Below are 20107 nucleotides of genomic sequence, written 5' to 3' on the forward strand. Positions count from 1 at the left end.
GTGGCGTCTGCAGGGAGTTCCTGACTCGCTGTCAAGGAACTCTTGGCGGAAATTGGTCTGTGTGGTTATCAGATCGGTGACGACATCGGCGTTGTCACCACCCGCGCATCCGCGACCGCACACACTGGCGATGTGAGCGCCGGGCTTCGGCGGTCACTGGTGCAGGGTTCAAGACAGGATGGGCAACGACTGTGATCCGCTGGCGTGATCCACGGGCGCCGCTGGCCGCCGCAGGGGCGGCCGGAGTGGTGGCGTTCGCCGCCGCGCTCCTCGCGGGCGGGCCGGCCGTGCTGACCGGCGCCGTGGCGGGAGGCGTGGCGGCACTGGTCGCCGCCGCCTCGCTGCTGGTGGCCTCGGTCAGGTCGGCCGAACATCGCTCGATGGCGATGGCCGCGCGCTGGATGGGCGGCGGCGCCGTCGTGTGGCTCGCCGGCGTGGCGCTCCGCGCGGTCGCCACCAGCTTCGTCGTCAGCTTCGCCGACCTGTTCGTCCTGCTCGGCACCGTGATCATCGCGGGCGGCGCGCTGATCGCCGCCGACCGCCGGTTCCCGGCCAAGGTCGTGTTACGGCATCTCACGGACGCGTACCTGTGCGCGGCCTCGCTCTTCCTCATCGGCTGGGTGGTGGCGCTGCGCCACTACTACGAGGACGCGGGCGACGCGCCCACGTTCACGTTCGCCATGGTGCCGCCGATGATCGCGTTGCTTGTCACCTGCGGGGTGATCCCCTCGGTGCTCACCAGCCGGGCCGGCTCCTGGCTGCTCGGCCTGGCCGGGGTGGGCGTGCTGGCCACCATGACCGTCGGCGGCCTGTCGGCCGCCATGGCCCGCCTGGCCGGCGACCCGCCGCCCATGTGGACCGTCATGCTCGTGCCCGTCGCGCTGCTGCTGCTGGCCGCCGTGCCCTGGGGGCCGCGGGCGCGGCCGGTCGGCGGTCCCGTCGTGCGCAACGTGGTCGCGATGATGCCGCTCGCGCTCGTCGCCGTGGCCGCCTGCACGCTGCTCGCCCACCTGGCCGGAGCCCGGGCCGCGCAGCCGGTGACCGGCGTCGTGGTGGTCGCGGTCTCCGTGGTGCTGCTCCTGCTGGTACGCCTGTTCGTGCTCTCGGCGGCGTCCATCCGGCTGCGCGGCCTGGTCTCGCTGGGCGAGCGGCAGCTCAGGGAGCTGGCCGAGAGCACCGGCGACGTGGTGCTGCTGTGCGACTACGAGGGCGTCGTCCACGAGATCGGCGCCGGCGTCGAGGTCACCTACGGCTACCCGCCCGAGGAGCTGGTCGGCGGTTCGATCTTCGACTACATCCACCCTGAGGACGTCCCGGGCATCCAGGCCGCGATGCGCGCCATGACCACCGACGAGGAGGGCGCCGCGCCGGGCGCCTGCTTGATCGCCTGCCGGGTGCGCGCCGCCGACGGCACCTGGCGGCCCACCGAGTCGGTCGCCACCCGCCACATCGGCGGCGACGACCTCATGCTCGTCACCACCCGCGACGTCAGCGACGAGGAGGCCCTGCGCAACCAGGTCGCCCACCTGACCTTCCACGACGGCGTCACCGGGCTGCCCAACCGCGCCTACTTCGAGGAGCGCACCCGCGAGGTGCTGGCCGGCCGCACGTCCGGCAACGTCGCGGTGATCTTCCTCGACCTCGACGGGTTCACCTCGGTCAACGACTCGGTGGGGCACGCCAGCGGCGACTACCTGCTCGGCCAGGCCGCCCGCCGGCTGCGCGGGGCCGTACGCGCCGACGACACGCTGGCCCGGTGGGGCGGCGACGAGTTCGCCGTGCTCGTGGAGACCGGCGGCGACGCCCAGATGGCCGTGGACATGGCCGAGCGCCTGGTGCGCGCGGTCTCCCAGGAGCCGTTCCGGGTCGCCGACCGCGACGTGGCGCTGACCGCGAGCGTGGGCGTGGCCTTCACCGAGGACGGCCTGCCCGCCGGCGACCTCATGCGCAACGCCGATGTGGCGATGGCGCGTTCCAAGGAGCTGGGCGGGCGGCGGGTCGAGGTGTTCGCCGCCCAGATGCACGCCGACGTGGTGCGCCGCCTGGAGCTGGCCGCCGACCTGCAGCGGGCGCTCATCGAGCAGCAGTTCGCCATCGAGTACCAGCCCGTGGTCGACCTGGCCACGTCCCGGGTGACCGCGGTCGAGGCGCTGGTGCGGTGGTGGCGCGGCTCGGTGTTCGTGCCGCCGGAGCAGTTCCTCGGCCCGGCCGAGGACACCGGGCTGATCGTGCCGCTGAGCGAGTGGATCCTGCGCGAGGCGTGCCGCGAGGTGGCGTCCTGGCGGGCCTCGTCCTGGGACATCGGGCTGTCGCTCAACCTGTCGGCGCGGCAGATCACCGCGCCCCGCTTCGTCGAGACCGTCGAGCAGGCGCTGGCCGAGAGCGGCCTGCCCGCCTCCGCGCTCACCCTTGAGGTGATCGAGGAGATGCTCGTCGAGGACGCCGAGGAGACCATCAGGCGGCTGTCGGAGCTGCGCGCGCTGGGCGTGCGGCTGGCGATCGACGACTTCGGCACCGGTTACGCCTCGCTGGCCTTCCTCCGGCAGCTCCCGGTCGACATGATCAAGATCGACCCGTCGTTCGTGTCCGGCCTGGGCAGGGACGACACGCTGACCCTGCTCACCCGTACGATCGTGCGGCTCGGCCACGACCTCGGGCTCACCGTGGTGGCCGAGGGCATCGAACGGCCCGAGCAGCTGGAGCTGCTGCGCGAGATGGGCTGCACCCGGGGGCAGGGTTTCCTGGTGGCGCGTCCCATGGCGGCCCGCGGCGTGGACAGTCTCATGCGGACGAGTCTCACCGTGTGAGACTCGCGTCCCGCCAAGTTGACATCGGGGCGTTCTGAGCGGCTATGGTGTAAGGCATGCTTCGCAGTGAGATTCTCGTAGTACTTCGCCGGCGCGCAGGCCGATAGCGAAGCACTCCGACCTGCGCGCCGCCCCAGTCCCACCCCCGCCGGTGGGAAGGGGCATTTTTTATGTCCTTAAGTGAGTAGCCACGCAAGGAACGAGCCGATGACCGAACGGATGACAGGTGCACAGGCCCTGGTGAGGGCGCTGGAGCACGTGGGAGTCGACACCGTGTTCGGGATCCCGGGCGGCGCGATTCTGCCCGCCTACGATCCCCTTTACGACTCGACCAAGGTCCGGCACGTGCTTGTACGGCACGAGCAGGGCGCCGGCCACGCGGCCGAGGGTTACGCGCAGGCCACCGGCAAGGTCGGGGTCTGCATGGCGACCAGCGGTCCCGGGGCCACGAACCTGGTGACGCCGATCGCCGACGCCTTCATGGACTCGGTGCCGATCGTGGCGATCACCGGCCAGGTCGCCGCACCGATGATCGGCACGGACGCGTTCCAGGAAGCCGACATCTCCGGCATCACCATGCCGATCACGAAGCACAACTTCTTGATCACCGATCCCGCGGACATCCCGCGCACGATCATGGAGGCCTTCCACATCGCCTCGACCGGCCGTCCGGGGCCGGTGCTGGTGGACATCTCCAAGGACGCGTTGCAGGCCCAGACCACCTTCAGCTGGCCGCCTGTCATGCAGCTGCCGGGCTACCGCCCGGTCACCAGGCCGCACTCCAAGCAGATCCGCGAGGCGGCCAAGCTGATCGCCGAGTCCCAGCGGCCGGTTCTGTACGTCGGCGGCGGCGTGCACAAGGCCGGCGCGTCGGCCGAGCTGCTGCAGCTCGCCGAGCTGACCGGCATCCCGGTCGTCACCACCCTGATGGCCCGTGGCACGTTCCCGGACAGCCACCCCCAGCACATGGGCATGCCGGGCATGCACGGTAGCGTCTCGGCCGTGGGCGCGCTGCAGAGATCCGACCTGATCATCGGGCTGGGCGTGCGCTTCGACGACCGGGTCACCGGCAACCTGGCCTCGTTCGCGCCGCAGGCCAAGGTCGTGCACGCCGACATCGACCCCGCCGAGATCTCCAAGAACCGGCACGCCGACGTCCCCATCGTGGGCGACTGCAAGGAGGTCATCAGCGACCTCGTCGGCGCGATCCAGGCCTCCGGCCAGAAGGGCGACTACACCGACTGGTGGACCGTCCTGAACGGCTACAAGGAGACCTACCCGCTGGGCTACGAGACCTTCGAGGACGGCACACTGGCCCCCCAGTACGTGATGGAGCGGCTGAGCGCCATCGCCGGGCCCGACGCCTACTACGTCTCCGGGGTCGGCCAGCACCAGATGTGGGCCGCGCAGTTCATCGACTACGAGAACCCCGGGACGTTCATCAACTCCGGCGGCCTCGGCACGATGGGCTTCGCCGTCCCGGCCGCCATGGGCGCGAAGATGGGCCGGCCGGAGGCCACGGTGTGGGCCATCGACGGCGACGGCTGCTTCCAGATGACCAACCAGGAGCTGGCCACCTGCGCCCTGGAGGGCGTGCCGGTCAAGATCGCCGTCATCAACAACGGCAACCTCGGCATGGTCCGCCAGTGGCAGACGCTCTTCTACGAGGAGCGGTACTCCAACACCAACCTGCAGACCGCGCGTCGCATCCCCGACTTCGTCAAGCTGGCGGAGGCCTATGGTTGTGTGGGCCTCAGGTGTGAGCGCGCCGAGGACGTCGACGCGACCATCAGGAAGGCCATGGAGATCAACGACGTGCCGGTCGTGATCGACTTCGTCGTCCACCAGGACGCCATGGTCTGGCCCATGGTCGCGGCCGGCACCAGCAACGACGACATCAAGATCGCCCGTGACATGGCGCCGAAGTGGGAGAACGAGGATGAGTAGACACACGCTGTCGGTGCTTGTCGAGAACAAGCCGGGTGTTCTCGCTCGGGTCTCCGCGCTGTTCAGCAGGCGGGGGTTCAACATCGACTCGCTCGCCGTCGGGCCCACCGAGCACGACGACATCTCGCGCATCACGATCGTGGTGAGCGTGGAGGAGCTGCCCCTTGAACAGGTCACCAAGCAGCTCAACAAGCTGGTCAACGTCCTGAAGATCGTCGAACTGGACCCGTCACAGTCGGTCCAGCGCGAACTCATGCTGATCAAGGTCAAGGCGGACGCCGAGAACCGGTCGCACGTCCTCGAACTCGTCAACCTCTTCCGTGCCCGCTGCGTGGACGTCGCGGCCGACGCGGTGACCATAGAGGTCACCGGCACTCCCGACAAGCTTGAGGCCTTCGTCAAGGTCCTTGAGCCGTTCGGGATCAAAGAACTCGTTCAGTCGGGCATGGTGGCCATCGGCCGCGGCGCCCGTTCCATCACAGACCGGTCCCTCAGGGCACTGGACCGTACCGCCTGAAAGGTTTTATTCAAGTGACCGAGATCTACTACGACGACCAGGCCGACCTGTCGATCATCCAGGGGCGTCACGTGGCCGTGCTGGGGTACGGCAGCCAGGGCCACGCCCACGCGCTCTCCCTGCGTGACTCCGGCGTCGACGTGCGCGTCGGCCTTCCCGAGGGCTCCAAGAGCCGCGAGAAGGCGGAGAACGACGGGCTGCGGGTCGTCACCCCGGCCGAGGCGGTGGAGGAGGCCAACCTCACCATGATCCTCGCGCCGGACCACATCCAGCGCCACCTGTACGCCGAGCACGTCGCCCCCAACCTCGTCGAGGGCGACGCGCTCTTCTTCGGCCACGGCCTCAACATCCGCTACGGCCTCATCGAGGCGCCCGAGGGCGTCGACGTCTGCATGGTCGCCCCGAAGGGCCCGGGCCACCTGGTCCGCCGCCAGTTCGAGGCCGGCCGCGGCGTCCCGTGTCTGGTCGCGGTCGAGAAGGACGCCTCCGGCAAGGCCCTCGACCTGGCGCTGTCGTACGCCAAGGGCATCGGCGGCACCCGCGCCGGCGCGCTGCGCACCACCTTCACCGAGGAGACCGAGACCGACCTGTTCGGCGAGCAGGCCGTGCTGTGCGGCGGCGTCTCCGAGCTGATCAAGGCGGGCTTCGAGACCCTCATCGAGGCCGGCTACCAGCCCGAGGTCGCCTACTTCGAGTGCCTCCACGAGATGAAGCTCATCGTCGACCTCATGTACGAGGGCGGCATCTCCAAGATGTACTGGTCGGTCTCCGACACCGCCGAGTACGGCGGCTACACCCGCGGCCCGCGCGTCATCACCGACGAGACCCGCCAGGAGATGCGCCGCATCCTCGGCGAGATCCAGGACGGCACCTTCGCCCGGCAGCTCGTCGAGGAGTTCGACGGCGGCCAGAAGGAGTTCACGCGTCACCGCGAGGAGCTGGCCGAGAACCCGATCGAGAAGACGGGCGCGAAGCTGCGTCCGATGATGAGCTGGCTGAAGGGCTGACCTTTCGCCGTACGTCGCCCGCCCGCTGCACGGTCAGCGGGCGGGCGATGCTTTTCGCCCGTTCTCGGGGGTTCTCCGGCGAGGCGATGGCATGATGCCGGGATGCCTTTCGATCACAACGATCACTACCACCCGGCGATGGCACGGCTCGTGCCCGAGGGGGCCCGGACGGCGCTGGACGTCGGCTGCGGCACCGGGCGGTTCGCGCGGCGGCTGGCGGGCCTCGGGATCGAGGTCGACGCGGTCGACCCGGCGCCCGAGGTGATCGAGGCCGCCTCGTCGGCGCCGGTGAGCGGGGTGCGGTTCCTGTGCGCCGACGTCACGCGCATGGAGCTGCCCGCGGGGCGCTACGACTACATCTCCTGCCTGGCCAGCCTGCACCACATGCCGTTCGGGACCGTGGCCGCCTTCCGGGACGCGCTGGCGCCCGGCGGGGTGCTGGCCGTCCTCGGGTGCTACGCGGAGCGGACGGCCGCCGACTTCGCGTGGAGCCTGGCCGCCATACCGGTGAACGCGGCGGCCCGGGTGGTGGTGGCGGCGGGGGAGCGCGTGGGCGGGGCGCGTGCCGGGTCCGTGCCCGCGCCGGTGCGGCCGCCGGACATGTCCTTCGCGGAGGTACGGCGGGAAGCGGCGTCCCTGCTGCCCGGCTTCTCCCTGCGCCGGCTGCTCTTCTGGCGCTACCTCCTGACCTACCGCAAACCCGCCACCTGGGGTCATCCGGTCTGACCTGTCGCCAGGCGCGCCCCCTCCGGGGTGCGGCGCTCACCTGCCGCAAAGCGCCCGCTTTCCCGCTACAGGGCTGACCGGCCGCGTTGGCGCGGTTTTGCGCGGTGGGTCGCGGTGAGGGCCCAGGCGGCGGTGGCCGCCGCGACCGTGGCCGGGGCGATGAACGGGGTGACGGCGGCGTGCACGCGCAGCGCCGAGGCCGCGACGACGGCGCCCGAGACCACGCAGAGCACCACACCCAGCGGGCGCAGCACCCCCGAACGCGGGCCGACCGCCCGGCCCGCCAGGCTGGTCAGCGTGCCCGTGACGTAGGTCGTGGACAGCCCGGGGCCGCCCGCCCAGCGCGTGACCGCGCTCTGCAGGCCCATCGCCGTCCCCGAGGCGGCGATCAGCGCCGGATGCGGCAGCACGCGGGCCGCCCATCCGGCCGCCACCACCACCAGCAGCGCCAGCTCCGCGAGCAGCACCACCAGCGGCCGCACGGGCACCCCGATCGGCGCCCCCGCCGGCCCTCCCGCCGGCCCCTCCGGGGGCTCCCGCTCGCGCGGGGGAGCGCGTCCTGGGGGGGTGGCGCCGCCCAGCAGGGTGAAGCCGATCGCCAAACCCAGGCAGAACGTGGTCAGGGCGATTCCCGAGCGGATGACGTGCGAGGTGTCGCCGGTGCCGAGCGCCAGGCCGAGCAGGACGACGTTGCCGGTCATGTTCGCGGTGAACACCTGTCCGAGCGCGAGAAAGCTCAGCGCGTCGACGGCCCCTGCCGCGAGCGCCAGAGCGAGCATGGAGCACCGTCCGAAACGCATACTCTGAGCACTATAACGATTACTCTGGGTGATTAGTCAACGGGGTGGCGGGACAGCTGCGAGCTCCCGGGAAGCGTGATAATAATACCGGTATAGTTATCGCGCCGAGGGCTGGGAGGCCGCTGTGATCACGCTGAAGACCGCCGGGGAGATCGACGCCATGCGGGAGGCGGGCCGTGTCGTGGCCAACGTGCACGCCGCCGTCAAGGAGCGGGCCGCCGCCGGGGTGTCGCTGCTGCAGCTCGACGAGGTGGCCCGCGAGGTCATGCACGAGGCCGGGGCGCGGTCGTCGTTCCTCGGCTACCACCCGTCGTTCGGGGCCATGCCGTACCCGGGGGTGGTGTGCACGTCCGTGAACGGGGTCATGCTGCACGGGTTGCCCACGCCGTACCGGCTGCGCGAGGGCGACGTGCTGAGCGTGGACTTCGGCGCGCACGTCGACGGCTGGCATGCCGACGGCGCGGTCACCTTCACCGTCGGACCCGGCCGCGCCGAGGACCTCAAGCTCATCCGGGTGGCCGAGGAGACGCTGGCGGCGGGCATCGCGGCCGCCGTGCCGGGCGGCCGGATGGGCGACATCGGGCACGCGATGTCGCTGGTCGGCCGCGGCGCCGGCTACGGCATGCAGAACGACTTCGGCGGCCATGGCATCGGCCGGGCCATGCACGAGTCGCCGTTCGTGCCCAACGAGGCCCGCCCCGGACGCGGCCTGCGGCTGCGCCCCGGATTGGTGATCGCGATCGAGCCGAGCCTGATGGCGGGCGGCGACGACGAGTACGTCATGGCCGAGGACGGGTGGTCGGTGTGCTCCGGCGACGGCAGCAGGAGTGCCCACGTCGAGCATACGGTGGCCATCACCGCGGACGGCCCGGTGGTTCTCACCCTCCCCTGACGCCTCCCGTCAGCGCGCGGTCACGGCCGGACCGGATATTCCTCTGCCGCGTACACCGATCGGTCAAGAAGGGCGAGCTGTGTCACCCCTTCCCCCAAGCCGCGTATTTGCGCAGGTAAAGACAGAAATAGCGGCGTTTGTTGAAAGAGGGCCTAGGGCAAATCTCCTCCCGATAGCTACGGAGAGTAGTCGATAGGTATCAAGGAGAATCGATATGTTCAGACAAGGGCTCATCCTGGCCGGGCTCGTCGGCGGGATGGTCATGGTCGGCGGCTCCGCTCTAGCGGCGACCCCTCACATGGCCTTCGTCCCTCACTCCGACGAGGACCCGGGCCGGGTTCTCTTCGTCTGCGGTGACGAGAACATCTTCGCCCGTGGCGAGGTCGACAACAGCACCAGCGGCGTGCTCGTCCTCGAGACCGGCGACATCCTGAGCCAGATCCTCGGCATCAAGAGCAAAGACACGAAGTGCGCCGTCAGCTGAAGTAATTCCTCAGCGGCTGAACTGCACGACTAAGGGGCCTGTCCACCGGGGCGGGCCCCTTTGTCGTGCCCTTTTCCAGCTCCCGGCGCGGAAAAGCCGAAGGTTCGGGCGACGCTCTGCCGGAGGGGGCGGGCCCGGCCGCGGTCCGGTGTGCGGGGGGACGTGCGGCGCGGGCCCGCCGGGAGGGGAGCGTGCCGGGCATGCGGTGGGACGACCGGCTTGGGGGTGGGGGCCGGCGACGGCCCGGCGCTCCCGGGGTCAGGGGTTCGCCACGGCGTTGAATCCGCATTCTGGCGCGCCCATGTCGGCAATGTAGTGAAAATGCGGACTATATCTGGAGCTCCAGGTGATCGGATCGTGATGACCATCCTGTCGAGCCGGGTGAACCGCGGCGGCCCACCGGGCATCCGGAGGCCGCCGCTCGTCGAAGGGTCAGCGCCGCCGGTCGAAGGGGCAGCTCCGCCGGTCCGCCCCCGCGGGGAGGTCGCCGGGGGCGTTCACCGGTTCGTCAGCACTGGGCCGGCTTCAGCCACGAGCACTCCAGGTCGCCCGCCGTGCCCTGGTCGGCGGCCTTGAGCTGGGCGGTGACGTCGGTCGCCGTCGCCCGCGAGAACTGCGCGAGCCGTACGGCGATCTTGTCCTCGATGTCCTTCGGCGAGCCGGACAGGTACTGGTTCAGCATGATCGAGAAGATCAGCGGCTCGCCCTCGGCGCTGGTCACGTAGCCGGACAGCGAGGTCACGCCGGTCAGCGAGCCCGTCTTGGCGTGCACGTTGTTCGCCGCGGGGGTGTTCCGCATCCGGCTGCGCAGCGTGCCGCCGGTGAGACGGTCGGCGTTGCCGGCGATGGGCAGGGCCTCGTACCAGGTGCTGAACCACGGCTTGGTCCGTACGGCGGTCAGGAGCTGGACGATCGAGCCCGGCGAGAAGCCGTCGCGGCGCGACAGGCCCGAGCCGTCCCGCATGTTGATCACCTGGACGCCGTTGGCCTTCGCGAAGTCCGTGGCGACCTTCAGCCCGGCCGACCAGGTGCCCTGGTTCGCGGCCTTGCGGCCCATGGCCTTGGTGAGAATCTCGGCGTGCATGTTGTTGCTCAGCTTCAGGAACGGCACCAGCAGCTCGCTCAGAGGCATCGAGTCGTGCCTGGCCAGCTCGGCCGCCCCGGCGGGAGCCGCGCCCGTCGCCGTCGGGCCGAGCACCCGTACGCCGTGCGCGGCCAGCGCCTTGCGGAACAGCGAGGACACGTAGGCCGTGGGGTCGTCCACCGCGACCCACTCCTGGTACGGGTCGGCGACCGTGCCGGTGATCACGACCGTCCGCGTGCCGTGCTGCCGCTCGATGAGGACGTCGGTCTCGGCGCCTGCGGTGGCCTTGTTGACGATCTTCAGGTAGTCGGTCGCCGGGGTCGTCGAGACCTTGACCTGGCCGCCGTCCGCCTCGACCGAGACGATCACCGAGCCGGCGTCGTAGTCGCGGTCGGGGGAGGCGGTCAGCGCGGAGATCGGCGCCGCGTAGTAGGCGGTCTCGTCGTCCCAGGCCCAGTCGGTGCCGAGCCGCTGGCCGTCGAACCAGGTGTCGTCGGCGATCAGCTTGCCCGTGACGACCTTGACGCCGGCCGCCGCGACCTTGGCCGCCAGCGCGTCGTAGTCCTCGGCGAGCATGGTCGGGTCGCCGGTGCCGCGCAGCACGAGGTCGCCGGTGAGCACAGAGCCGACCTTGCGGCCGGCGTTCAGCACGGTGGTCGGGAAGCGGTAGTCCAGGCCGAGCGTCTCCACCGCCGCCGCCGAGGTGAACAGCTTGGTGTTGGACGCCGGGGTCAGCAGCTTGCCGGCGTCGGTGGCGTAGAGCTGCTCGCCGTTCGCGGCGCTCTTCACGACGACGCCCGCCCTGGCGATCGTGAGCCGGGAGTCGCCGAGGATCTGGTTGATGTCCTGGGTCAGGTCGGCCACGCCGGGCGAGGGGTCGAGGGCGACCGCCGGTGTGGAGGGGCCGGACGCCCACGCGAGTGCCGCGACGAGCGTGCCCGCGAGGAGGGAGGCTGAGGTGCGCCGCATGTGGTCTCCAAGGGACTGGGGGATCGCATGTGAGCATGAATCAGCGCAGTCGCCGTGTAATCCGCAAATATCCGTATTTCTGAAGCCGGCTCGGCGCGGGGCCCGGAGAAGGGGCGGGGGTCAGGCGGAAGGTTGGCCGGAGGCGAGGAGGAAGCCGCAGTCGCCGAAGGAGATCTCGTCGCCCGACTTGACCCGGACGGGCCCCACCAGCCGCCACCCGTTGAGCCGGGTGCCGTTGAGCGAGCCGAGATCGACCAGCAGCCAGCCGCCGTCGCCCTCCCGCCGCAGCTCGGCGTGCACGCGCGACACCGTCAGGTCCGACAGGACGAGGTCGCAGGCCGACCCCCGGCCCACGACGTAACGCAGCCGGTCGTCGTCCGGCAACGCCAGCCGGGGCAGCCGCGGCCGCCGCCAGGCCGCCTGCAACCGGGTGGTGAGTTCCGACACCGACGAGACCGCGTCCGTCAGCCGCTGCCTGATCGTGGGCCGGCGCGGCAGGTCGGCGACCAGTTCGTCGAGCTCGTGCTGGTTGCGCGCCCGCAGCGCCTGGTCGACCCGGCCGACGAAGGTGTCATGGGAGATCCGGCCCTCCACGGCCCGGTGCTTGAGCTCGTCGATCGCGCGGTCGCGTTCCCCGTCGGAGGCGCGGAACGGCGGCTGGGTGGAGCTCATGTCCCGAGTATCGGCCTGAACGGCGTTCCGTGTCCAGAATACGCGGATCAGTTGCGATGGCCATACTCAGTATGCATACTCAGTATCCATGTCGATCAGACACGGACTGCTCGCCCTGCTGAGCAGCGCACCGCGTTACGGCTATCAGCTCCGGGTGGAGTTCGAGGCGTCGACGGGGGCGACCTGGCCGCTCAACATCGGCCAGGTCTACACGACGCTCGCCCGCCTGGAACGTGACGGCCTGGTGGCGCCGGGTGGAGCCGACGAGCAGGGCAGGGCCGTCTACACGATCACCGAGGCCGGTCGGGAGGAACTGGAGCGATGGTTCAGCACCCCCGTCGACCACTCCGACCGGCCTCGGGACGAACTCGCCATCAAGATCGCGATGGCCGTCGCCGCCACCGACGTGGACGTGGGCGCGGTCATCCTGGCCCAGCGAATGGCGACCATGCGCACGCTCCAGGACCTGACCAGGGCCAAGAGGGCCGCCGGTGACGGCCTCGCCCAGCGGCTCGTCCTGGAATCGATGATCTTCAAGGCCGAGGCCGAGCAGCGCTGGCTCGACCACTGCGAGGCCGTTGTCAAGGAGAAGAACCAATGACTGTGGTGGAGCTGCGGGACGTGACCCGCGAGCACGGCCAGGTGCACGCCCTGCGCGGCGTGAGCCTGGAGGTGGCACAAGGGGAGCTCGTCGCGGTCATGGGCCCGTCGGGCTCGGGGAAGTCGACGCTGCTCAACCTGGCCGGCGGCCTCGACCGGCCCACGTCGGGCACGGTCCTGATCGAGGGCCGCGACCTGGCCGGGGTCCGTGACCTGGCCGCGCTGCGACGCGGCAGCGTCGGGTACGTCTTCCAGGACCTCAACCTGATCCCGTCCCTGACGGCCGCCGAGAACGTGATGCTGCCCAGGGAACTGGACGGCGTGCGCGCCGGCCAGGCCCGCCGGGAGGCGCTGGCCGTCCTGGCCGACGTGGGCGTCGACCAGATCGCCGACCGGTTTCCCGAGGAGCTGTCCGGCGGCCAGCGCCAGCGCGTGGCCATCGCCAGGGCGCTGGTCGGCGAACGGCGGCTGCTGCTGGCCGACGAGCCGACCGGCGCGCTCGACACGGCCACCGGCGACGAGATCCTGCACCTGCTGCGCAACCGCTGCGACGAGGGCGCGGCGGTGCTGCTGGTCACCCACGAGCCGCGCTACGCGGCCTGGGCGGACCGGGTGGTCTACCTGCGGGACGGCCTGATCGCCGAGGCGTCGGCGGTGCGGATGGAGAGCTCGCGATGAGCGCCTTCCTCGCCGCCCTGCGCATCTCCCGCAGGGACGCGTCGCGCTTCAAGGGCCGCAGCGCCCTGATCATGGTGATGATCGGCCTGCCCGTCCTGGTGATCACGGCGGTGCTCACCGGCGCCGCCACGACCAGCGTCACCCCGAAGGAGCGGGCGGTCACGCACTTAGGGGCGGCCGACGCCCGCCTGCTCACCTTCCCGTACCGCACCCCGGTCCGGCAGGACTACAGCGGCGACTCCGCGTACCAGCCGAAGAGCGGCACCTCACAGCGGCCGTGGACCCCCGCGGAGATCAACACGCTGCTCCCCGGCCGCCTGCTGCGCTTCCAGACGAGCCCGGCCAACGTCCGGCTGCCCGACGGCTTCAACCAGGCGGACGTCGTGGAGATCGATCTGCGCGACCCCATGACGGCCGGGATGCGCACCCTGAAGCAGGGCCGCTACGCCGCCGCGCCCGGCGAGGTGGCGATCTCGCCGAAGATGGCCGACCTGGGCGTCCGGGTGGGCGACACGCTCACCGTGCGGCGGCCGGACCGCACCGTGAAGGTGGTCGGCGTCGCCGAGAACCCCAACCGGCCCGGCATCCTGGAACTGCTGGCCCTGCCCGAAGGGGTGCTCGTCCACCAGAACGACGGCAACAGCAGCGGCTGGCTGGTCGACACCGCCGGTCCGGTCATGCGGTCGAAGGTGTCGCAGCTCAATGACGCGGGCCTCGGCGTCACCTCCCGCGCGGTGCTCGACGCCCACAAGGACGACGGCTCCCGCGGGAACCCGAATGACACCCGCGACCTGGTCCAGCTCGGCGTGGTGATCGTGTTCGTCGTCATGGAGACCGTGCTGCTGGCCGGGCCGGCGTTCGCGGTGGGGCTGCGGCGGCGGCGCAGGGAGCTGGCGGTGATCTCCGCACAGGGCGGGTCGCCCCGGCACCTGCGCATGATCGTGCTGGCCGACGGCCTGGTGCTCGGCGGTGCGGCGGCCGTGCTCGGGGTCGTCCTGGGCATCGGTCCCGGCCTGCTCGGCGAGTCGATCGCGGCCAGGGAACTGGACTGGTCGCACGGGCCGGCCGACGTGCCGTGGCTGCCGGTGCTCGGCGTGGCGGCGCTCGGCCTGGTCAGCGGGCTGATCGCGGCGATCGTGCCCGCGGTGCAGGCGAGCCGGCAGAACACCGCGCAGGTGCTGGCCGGCCGGGCCGCCGAGGCCCGCGGGCGGGCCCGGCGTCCCGTGCTCGGGATCGTGCTGGTGACGGCCGGGCTGGGCGCGATCGGATACGCCATGACCAGGGGTCAGGTGACGATGATCGCGGCCTTCGTGCCGTTCGTGTTCGGCATGGTGGCGTTGACGCCGTGGCTGGTCCAGGCCACCTCGCGGATCGCCGCCCGGCTGCCGCTCCCGCTGCGCCTGTCCGTGCGCGACGCCGCGCGCCACCGCGTCCGTACGGCGTCGGCCACCGCCGCCGTCATGGCGGCGACCATGGGGGCGGTCGCGCTCGGCATCGGCAGCAGCAGCGCGTACACCCAGCAGGAGGAGCAGAACGTCACGGTGTTCCCGCTGGGCACCACGGTGATCGGCGGCGCCACGAAGATGGACGGCCCGACGTGGGCCCGGCTGAAGGACGCCGTCCGCGCCCGCTTCCCCGGCACCGACATCGTCACCGGGCACGAGGCGACGGACGCCAAGGGCAGGGACCTCTGGTTGACCGTGCCGCGGACGTGCGAGCCGGCATGCGCGCAGCGGCTCTACGACCAGCCGCCGATCGGCGGCGCGGACCTGCTCGCCTTCCTCCAGAAGCGCCGGGACCCGCAGGCGGCCGCCGCGCTGGCGGCGGGCAAGGCCGTGGCGTTCAGCACGGACGTGGTGCGCGACGGCACGATCGAGCTGACCGTGAGCGACTGGGGCTCCGACACCATCAAGGAGCGGAAGCGGGTCCGGATCCCGGCCGTGGTGTCGAGCGGCGCCGACCCCCGGCAGGCGGGCGCCGTGATCCCGCCGCAGGCGCTGGCCAAGGCCGGCCTCGGCACGGTCGAGCGGGTGCTCTACACCGCGTCCCCGCCGCAGGACGAACGGCGCATGGAGGCCGACCTGCGGGGTGAGGTGAACGGCAACCTGTACCTCCACGTCGAGCGGGGGAGGGCGGAGGACCGCGCCGTCGCCCTGCTGGTGCTGCTCGGCGCGGCGCTGGTCCTCGTGCTCGGGGGCACGTTCGCGGCCACCGGGCTGGCGGCGGCCGACATGCGCCCCGACCTGAACAACCTGTCGGCGGTCGGCGCCGCGCCCCGGGTGCGCAGGCTGGTGGTGGCCGCCCAGGCCGCCTACATCGCGGGCCTGGGCGCGGCGACCGGCCTCGTCGCCGGCGCGGTGGCCGGTGTCGCGCTGACCTGGCCGATGACCAGGACCGGCGCCTCCGGCATGAACGCGCTGCTGGCGGGGCCGGGCGCGATCGACGTCCCCTGGTCGTTCCTGGCCGTGGTCGTGCTGGGCCTGCCGCTGGTGGCGGCCCTGGTGGCCGGGCTGCTCACCCGGACACGCCTGGTGCTGGCCCGTCGGGTGGCCTGAGCCGGTACCGCAGCGTCACCAGCACGGACAGGAAGATGATCAGCGCCGGGACCGCGGTCTGCCCGACCAGGACCGCGGTCACGGCGCTGTCCGGCTGCTGGACGGGCGTGCTCGCGTCGGACTCGACGAACCCGCCGATCGACAGGATGACCCCGAAGATCAGCGCCCCGAACGAGCTGACGCCGCTCTCGATGGCCGTCCACAGCCCGGTCAGCACGCCGGCCCGCCGCTTGCCCGACTCGGCGGCGTCGGCGGCGACCACGTCGGCCAGCATCGAGAACAGCATGAGCTCGACCCCGGCGATGCCGATGCCGACGAGCAGGATGGTCAGGTGGGCGTACAGGGGGCCGAACAGCGGGGTCGCCATGGCCGCCGCCGTGCCGCCGCCGAACAGCAGCGCGGCCAGGATCATCGCGCCGCGCTTGTCGAAGCGCCGGGCCAGCCACACCCACAGCGGCATGGTCAGCAGCATCGGCCCGACCAGCGCGGCGAAGAGCGTCTGCGTGCTCTTCGGCGACCCCAGCGTGTACGACGCGAAGTACGGCGCCGCGGCCAGCATCATGCTGACGGCGAGCATCTGCAGGCAGGCCATGACGGTCAGCCACAGGAACGCCCGGTTGCCCCTGATCGCCGCGAGCTGCTCGCGCCACCCGCCGTGGTCGGCCTCCGGCGCGCCGGTCATGGGGGCGCGGGCGGTGCCGAAGAACGAGCCGAGCATCGAGGCCAGCAGGATGAGGGCGATCGTCAGGCCCATCAGCCGGTAGCTGCCGAGCGTGCCCTCGTCGCCCTGACCAGTGGCGATCATCGGGGCCAGCACGCCGCTGATCGCGGTGGCCGCGCCGATGAAGACCATCCGCCACTGCAGCAGCGAGGTGCGCTCGTGGTAGTCGTCGGTCATCTCGCCGGGCATGGCCTTGTACGGCACCTCGTACAGCGCGTACGCGGTCGCCGTCGCCATGAAGCAGAGCCCGACGTACAGGGCGGCCGGGACCCCGGTCAGCGGCGGCCCGGCGAAGACGAGGAAGAACGCGACGGGCAGCGTCAGCGACCCGGCCAGCAGCCAGGGGCGGCGCGGCCCCATCCGCGAGACGGTCCGGTCCGACCAGCGGCCGACCAGCGGGTTGATGATCAGGTCCCAGACCTTGGGCGCGGTGACCACCACCCCGGCCAGCCACGCGGGCACGGCCAGGAAGTTGGTCATGTAGTACAGCAGGAGCAGGCCGGGCACGGCGCTGACCGTGGCCGTGCAGAACGAGCCCACGCCGTAGCCGAGGCGCACGCCCCTGGAGACCGTGGGCGCGCTCACCGGCGATGTGATCATGAGGCCCATTCAAGCCGAGCGAGGGCTTGTTCGGTAGGGCCCAGTTTCCCGGGCCCTGCCGACTACTCGCCCGCGTCGGCTACTCGCGCACGTTGGCGCAGACCACGTGCGCGCCGATCTCGATCATCCGGCGCTCGCTGCGCGCGTCGGCGACCCTGGCCATGAGGATCGGCGCGCCGCTGGCCGCGAACTGCGGCAGGCGGGCGCGTACCAGGCGGTGCAGGTCGCGGACGACGTCCTCGGCGGCCGACATGTGCACCTTGACGTGCAGCATGATCCCGGTCGCCCCGGACGCGGTGCCGGCCTCGGAGATCCACACGTGGTGCACGAGCGGGAAGTCGCCCAGCAGTTGCGCGATGGCCTGTCGCAGCGCCGGCAGGATCGGGTGCGTGCACCGGCGGTAGCCGGGGTCCACCTGCTGCATCGGCCCCGACAGGTGGGGCCGGGGCGCGGGAACCCATGGCAGCGCGGGCGCCTGCGGGGTGGGCGGGGCCACCTGCGCCAGCGCGGGCACGCGCGAGACGGTGGCCATGGCGCCGGTCGCGTAGGCGGCGGGCGCCGCCCCCGACAGCACGGGTGTGGGCCCCGAACGCGTGCCGGTGAGGAAGCGCTGGAGATCGTCGATGGGCACGGCCGCGGCTGCGGGGCCCGCGGCGTCGATCACGATCTCCGGCACGCCGGTGACGCGCTGGATGTCCAGGATGGTGTCGGCGTCGCACACCGACAGGGAATGGCTGCCGCGGTGCCTGGCGTAGGTAGCAGGGCTGGTGTACCCGAGCAGAACCCGGTCACCCGCCTGGGTCGTCCCAAGGACGACCGATCGATCTGGTCGCACTGCCACCAGGACTCCACCGTCGGCGAGGGCCGCCAGCAGGCGATGAGGCATGCCATGCTGTGCGAGCACGTCGGCAAGCGCAGGATTCCCGATGCTCATATGACGAACCATAGGTAGTCGGCCACGGCTTATCAGGCTAATGGCCAATAAATCCCCCGATCAAGACAAAGATGTGTGCAGAGTGGATGACTTTGCTGCCGCCTGGGTACCGGAGCCGCGTCCAGGGCGTCGCGACGCCGAGCGGGGCCGTCTCAAATCGTGGGTCCCTCGTGAACGCGTTCACAAGCGCGGATAGACTCTGAGGGATCCGAGGGGCCCAGCGACGTGTCCCTCCAGCCCGCCGCATGCCCCTAAGGATCCACGCCTGTGAACAAGCCCGTCGTTCTGGTCGCAGAGGAGCTGTCCGAGGCCGGCCTCGCCGTGCTCGGCGCCGATTTCGAGGTCCGCCACACCGACGGAGCGGACCGTTCCCAGCTTCTGCCCGCCCTCGCCGACGTGGACGCCCTGATCGTGCGCTCCGCCACGCAGGTCGACGCCGAGGCCATCGCCGCCGCGCCGAAGCTGCGCGTGGTCGCCCGCGCCGGCGTCGGCCTCGACAACGTCGACGTCGAGGCCGCCACCAAGGCCGGTGTCATGGTCGTCAACGCGCCGACCTCCAACATCACCAGCGCCGCCGAGCAGACCATCGCGCTCATCCTGGCCAGCGCTCGCAACACCGCCCAGGCCCACGCCGCGCTGAAGAACGGCGAGTGGAAGCGCTCCAAGTACACCGGCGTCGAGCTGGACGAGAAGGTCGTCGGCATCCTCGGCCTCGGCAAGATCGGCCAGCTCGTGGCCCAGCGGCTCCAGCCGTTCGGCGTCGAGCTGATCGCCTACGACCCCTACCTGCCGCCGGCCCGCGCCGCGCAGATGGGCGTCAAGCTGCTCAGCCTCGAAGAGGTGCTCAAGCAGGCCGATTTCATCACCGTGCACCTGCCGAAGTCGAAGGAGACCCTCGGGCTCATCGGCGACAAGGAGCTGCACGAGGTCAAGCCGTCCGTGCGGATCATCAACGTGGCCCGCGGCGGCATCGTGGACGAGGCCGCGCTCTACTCGGCGATCAAGGAGGGCCGCGTCGCGGGCGCCGGCCTCGACGTCTTCGCCAAGGAGCCGTGCACCGACAGCCCCCTGTTCGAGCTGGACCAGGTCGTCGCCACGCCGCACCTGGGCGCCTCCACGCACGAGGCCCAGGAGAAGGCCGGCACGCAGGTCGCGCGGAGCGTGAAGCTGGCGCTGGCGGGCGAGTTCGTGCCCGACGCGGTCAACGTGCAGGGCGGCGCGGTGGCCGAGGACGTCAAGCCGGGCCTGCCGCTGGCCGAGAAGCTGGGCCGGGTGTTCACCGCCCTGGCCGGCGAGGTCGCCACCAAGCTCGACGTCGAGGTCCGCGGCGAGATCGCCTCCCAGGACGTGCGGGTCATCGAGCTGGCCGCGCTCAAGGGCGTGTTCGCCGACGTGATCGAGGAGCAGGTCACGTACGTCAACGCGCCGCTGCTGGCCAAGGAGCGGGGCATCAGCGTGGAGCTGGTGACCAGCTCCGAGAGCCCCGACTGGCGCAACGTGGTGACCGTGCGCGGCGTGCTCGCCGACGGCCGCCAGATCTCGGTCTCCGGCACGCTGTCCGGCCCCCGGCAGATCACCAAGATCGTCGAGGTCAACGGCTACGAGATGGAGATCGAGCCGACGGCCCACCTGTCGTTCTTCGCCTACACCGACCGTCCCGGCGTCGTCGGCGTGGTCGGCCGGCTGCTCGGCGAGGCCGGCGTGAACATCGCCTCGATGCAGGTGGCCCGCGACGTCAAGGGCGGCAAGGCGCTCATCGCGCTGACCGTCGACTCGGCCATCCCGGCCGCCGTGATCGACCAGATCGCGGCCGAGATCGGCGCCGAGAGCGGCCGTTCGGTCGACCTGGAGGACTGACCTCGCGACCTGAGGACTGAGCCCCCGATCCGGGGGAAGGCCGTCACCTGGACCGTTCCGGGTGGCGGCCTTTTCTTGTCTCAGAATGCGAGATAGTAGGACATCCAACGAGACAGCGAAACAGCCGCCGGGTACCGTGGATGGAAATGCGCCAGGTTCTCGTACTCATTACCTGCCGCGGCGGGGCCTGTTAGGGCAGGCCGACGACCCGCCGCGGTGAGTGGTGATGCCGTCGGCCGGTCAGTCCCTTCCCTTCG

The 20107-nt window shown here is 71.2% G+C and carries 16 protein-coding genes; 11 read left to right on the forward strand and 5 right to left on the reverse strand.

The window, feature by feature from the left end; translation table 11 throughout:
- The first annotated feature begins 191 nt into the window (after positions 1 to 191).
- From ACIBK9_RS42310 to ACIBK9_RS42330, 5 genes are all read left to right on the forward strand, one after another.
- Entirely contained in the window at positions 192 to 2807 is a 2616-nt protein-coding gene (locus ACIBK9_RS42310) for a sensor domain-containing phosphodiesterase (protein ID WP_358288659.1), read from the forward strand.
- Between the two features lie 207 nt (positions 2808 to 3014).
- The gene (locus ACIBK9_RS42315; protein WP_358288656.1) at positions 3015 to 4754 is read left to right on the forward strand and encodes an acetolactate synthase large subunit; all 1740 of its coding nucleotides are present in this window, start codon (positions 3015 to 3017) and stop codon (positions 4752 to 4754) included.
- Positions 4747 to 5271 (forward strand): acetolactate synthase small subunit, encoded by a 525-nt coding sequence (gene ilvN, locus ACIBK9_RS42320; RefSeq protein WP_352318972.1) that lies wholly within the window; start codon positions 4747 to 4749, stop codon positions 5269 to 5271. The genes ACIBK9_RS42315 and ilvN overlap by 8 nt, the downstream gene beginning before the upstream one ends.
- A gap of 23 nt (positions 5272 to 5294) precedes the next feature.
- On the forward strand, positions 5295 to 6278 hold the full coding sequence (gene ilvC, locus ACIBK9_RS42325) for a ketol-acid reductoisomerase (protein WP_352319077.1): 984 nt from the start codon (positions 5295 to 5297) through the stop codon (positions 6276 to 6278).
- Between the two features lie 102 nt (positions 6279 to 6380).
- The gene (locus ACIBK9_RS42330; protein ID WP_397164558.1) at positions 6381 to 7004 is read left to right on the forward strand and encodes a class I SAM-dependent methyltransferase; all 624 of its coding nucleotides are present in this window, start codon (positions 6381 to 6383) and stop codon (positions 7002 to 7004) included.
- Between the two features lie 65 nt (positions 7005 to 7069).
- Here the strand turns inward: ACIBK9_RS42330 and ACIBK9_RS42335 are convergent, their stop codons facing one another.
- Positions 7070 to 7804, reverse strand: a complete 735-nt coding sequence (locus ACIBK9_RS42335) for a YoaK family protein (protein ID WP_397164560.1) — start codon at positions 7802 to 7804, stop codon at positions 7070 to 7072.
- 124 nt (positions 7805 to 7928) lie between these two features.
- Here ACIBK9_RS42335 and map point away from each other — a divergent pair, with 124 nt between their 5' ends.
- Complete coding sequence (gene map, locus ACIBK9_RS42340; protein WP_397164561.1) at positions 7929 to 8696, forward strand: type I methionyl aminopeptidase; 768 nt, start codon at positions 7929 to 7931, stop codon at positions 8694 to 8696.
- 214 nt (positions 8697 to 8910) lie between these two features.
- Positions 8911 to 9180 (forward strand): hypothetical protein, encoded by a 270-nt coding sequence (locus tag ACIBK9_RS42345; RefSeq protein ID WP_352318980.1) that lies wholly within the window; start codon positions 8911 to 8913, stop codon positions 9178 to 9180.
- A gap of 508 nt (positions 9181 to 9688) precedes the next feature.
- Here ACIBK9_RS42345 and dacB read toward each other — a convergent pair.
- The gene (gene dacB, locus ACIBK9_RS42350) at positions 9689 to 11233 is read right to left on the reverse strand and encodes a D-alanyl-D-alanine carboxypeptidase/D-alanyl-D-alanine-endopeptidase (RefSeq protein WP_397164563.1); all 1545 of its coding nucleotides are present in this window, start codon (positions 11231 to 11233) and stop codon (positions 9689 to 9691) included.
- A gap of 120 nt (positions 11234 to 11353) precedes the next feature.
- Complete coding sequence (locus ACIBK9_RS42355) at positions 11354 to 11905, reverse strand: DUF1707 and FHA domain-containing protein (protein ID WP_358288640.1); 552 nt, start codon at positions 11903 to 11905, stop codon at positions 11354 to 11356.
- Between the two features lie 88 nt (positions 11906 to 11993).
- Between ACIBK9_RS42355 and ACIBK9_RS42360 the strand changes: the two genes are divergently transcribed.
- The 3 genes from ACIBK9_RS42360 to ACIBK9_RS42370 are packed head-to-tail and all read left to right on the forward strand — an operon-like array spanning position 11994 to position 15738.
- Positions 11994 to 12506, forward strand: coding sequence for a helix-turn-helix transcriptional regulator (locus tag ACIBK9_RS42360; protein WP_352318985.1), 513 nt, complete (start codon positions 11994 to 11996; stop codon positions 12504 to 12506).
- Positions 12503 to 13183, forward strand: a complete 681-nt coding sequence (locus ACIBK9_RS42365; protein WP_358288637.1) for an ABC transporter ATP-binding protein — start codon at positions 12503 to 12505, stop codon at positions 13181 to 13183. Before ACIBK9_RS42360 ends, ACIBK9_RS42365 begins: the two co-directional genes overlap by 4 nt.
- The gene (locus ACIBK9_RS42370; RefSeq protein ID WP_397164565.1) at positions 13180 to 15738 is read left to right on the forward strand and encodes an FtsX-like permease family protein; all 2559 of its coding nucleotides are present in this window, start codon (positions 13180 to 13182) and stop codon (positions 15736 to 15738) included. The genes ACIBK9_RS42365 and ACIBK9_RS42370 overlap by 4 nt, the downstream gene beginning before the upstream one ends.
- On the opposite strand, the gene ACIBK9_RS42375 is transcribed toward ACIBK9_RS42370, so the two are convergent.
- The gene (locus ACIBK9_RS42375) at positions 15698 to 17059 is read right to left on the reverse strand and encodes an MFS transporter (protein WP_397164567.1); all 1362 of its coding nucleotides are present in this window, start codon (positions 17057 to 17059) and stop codon (positions 15698 to 15700) included. The genes ACIBK9_RS42370 and ACIBK9_RS42375 overlap by 41 nt on opposite strands.
- Positions 17060 to 17138: 79 nt before the next feature.
- The gene (locus tag ACIBK9_RS42380) at positions 17139 to 17963 is read right to left on the reverse strand and encodes a hypothetical protein (RefSeq protein ID WP_358288628.1); all 825 of its coding nucleotides are present in this window, start codon (positions 17961 to 17963) and stop codon (positions 17139 to 17141) included.
- A 297-nt stretch (positions 17964 to 18260) separates the two neighbouring features.
- Here ACIBK9_RS42380 and serA point away from each other — a divergent pair, with 297 nt between their 5' ends.
- The gene (gene serA / locus ACIBK9_RS42385; RefSeq protein ID WP_352318994.1) at positions 18261 to 19850 is read left to right on the forward strand and encodes a phosphoglycerate dehydrogenase; all 1590 of its coding nucleotides are present in this window, start codon (positions 18261 to 18263) and stop codon (positions 19848 to 19850) included.
- Positions 19851 to 20107 lie beyond the last annotated feature (257 nt).

The organism is Nonomuraea sp. NPDC050227 (assembly GCF_044459705.1).
Lineage (GTDB): Bacteria > Actinomycetota > Actinomycetes > Streptosporangiales > Streptosporangiaceae > Nonomuraea.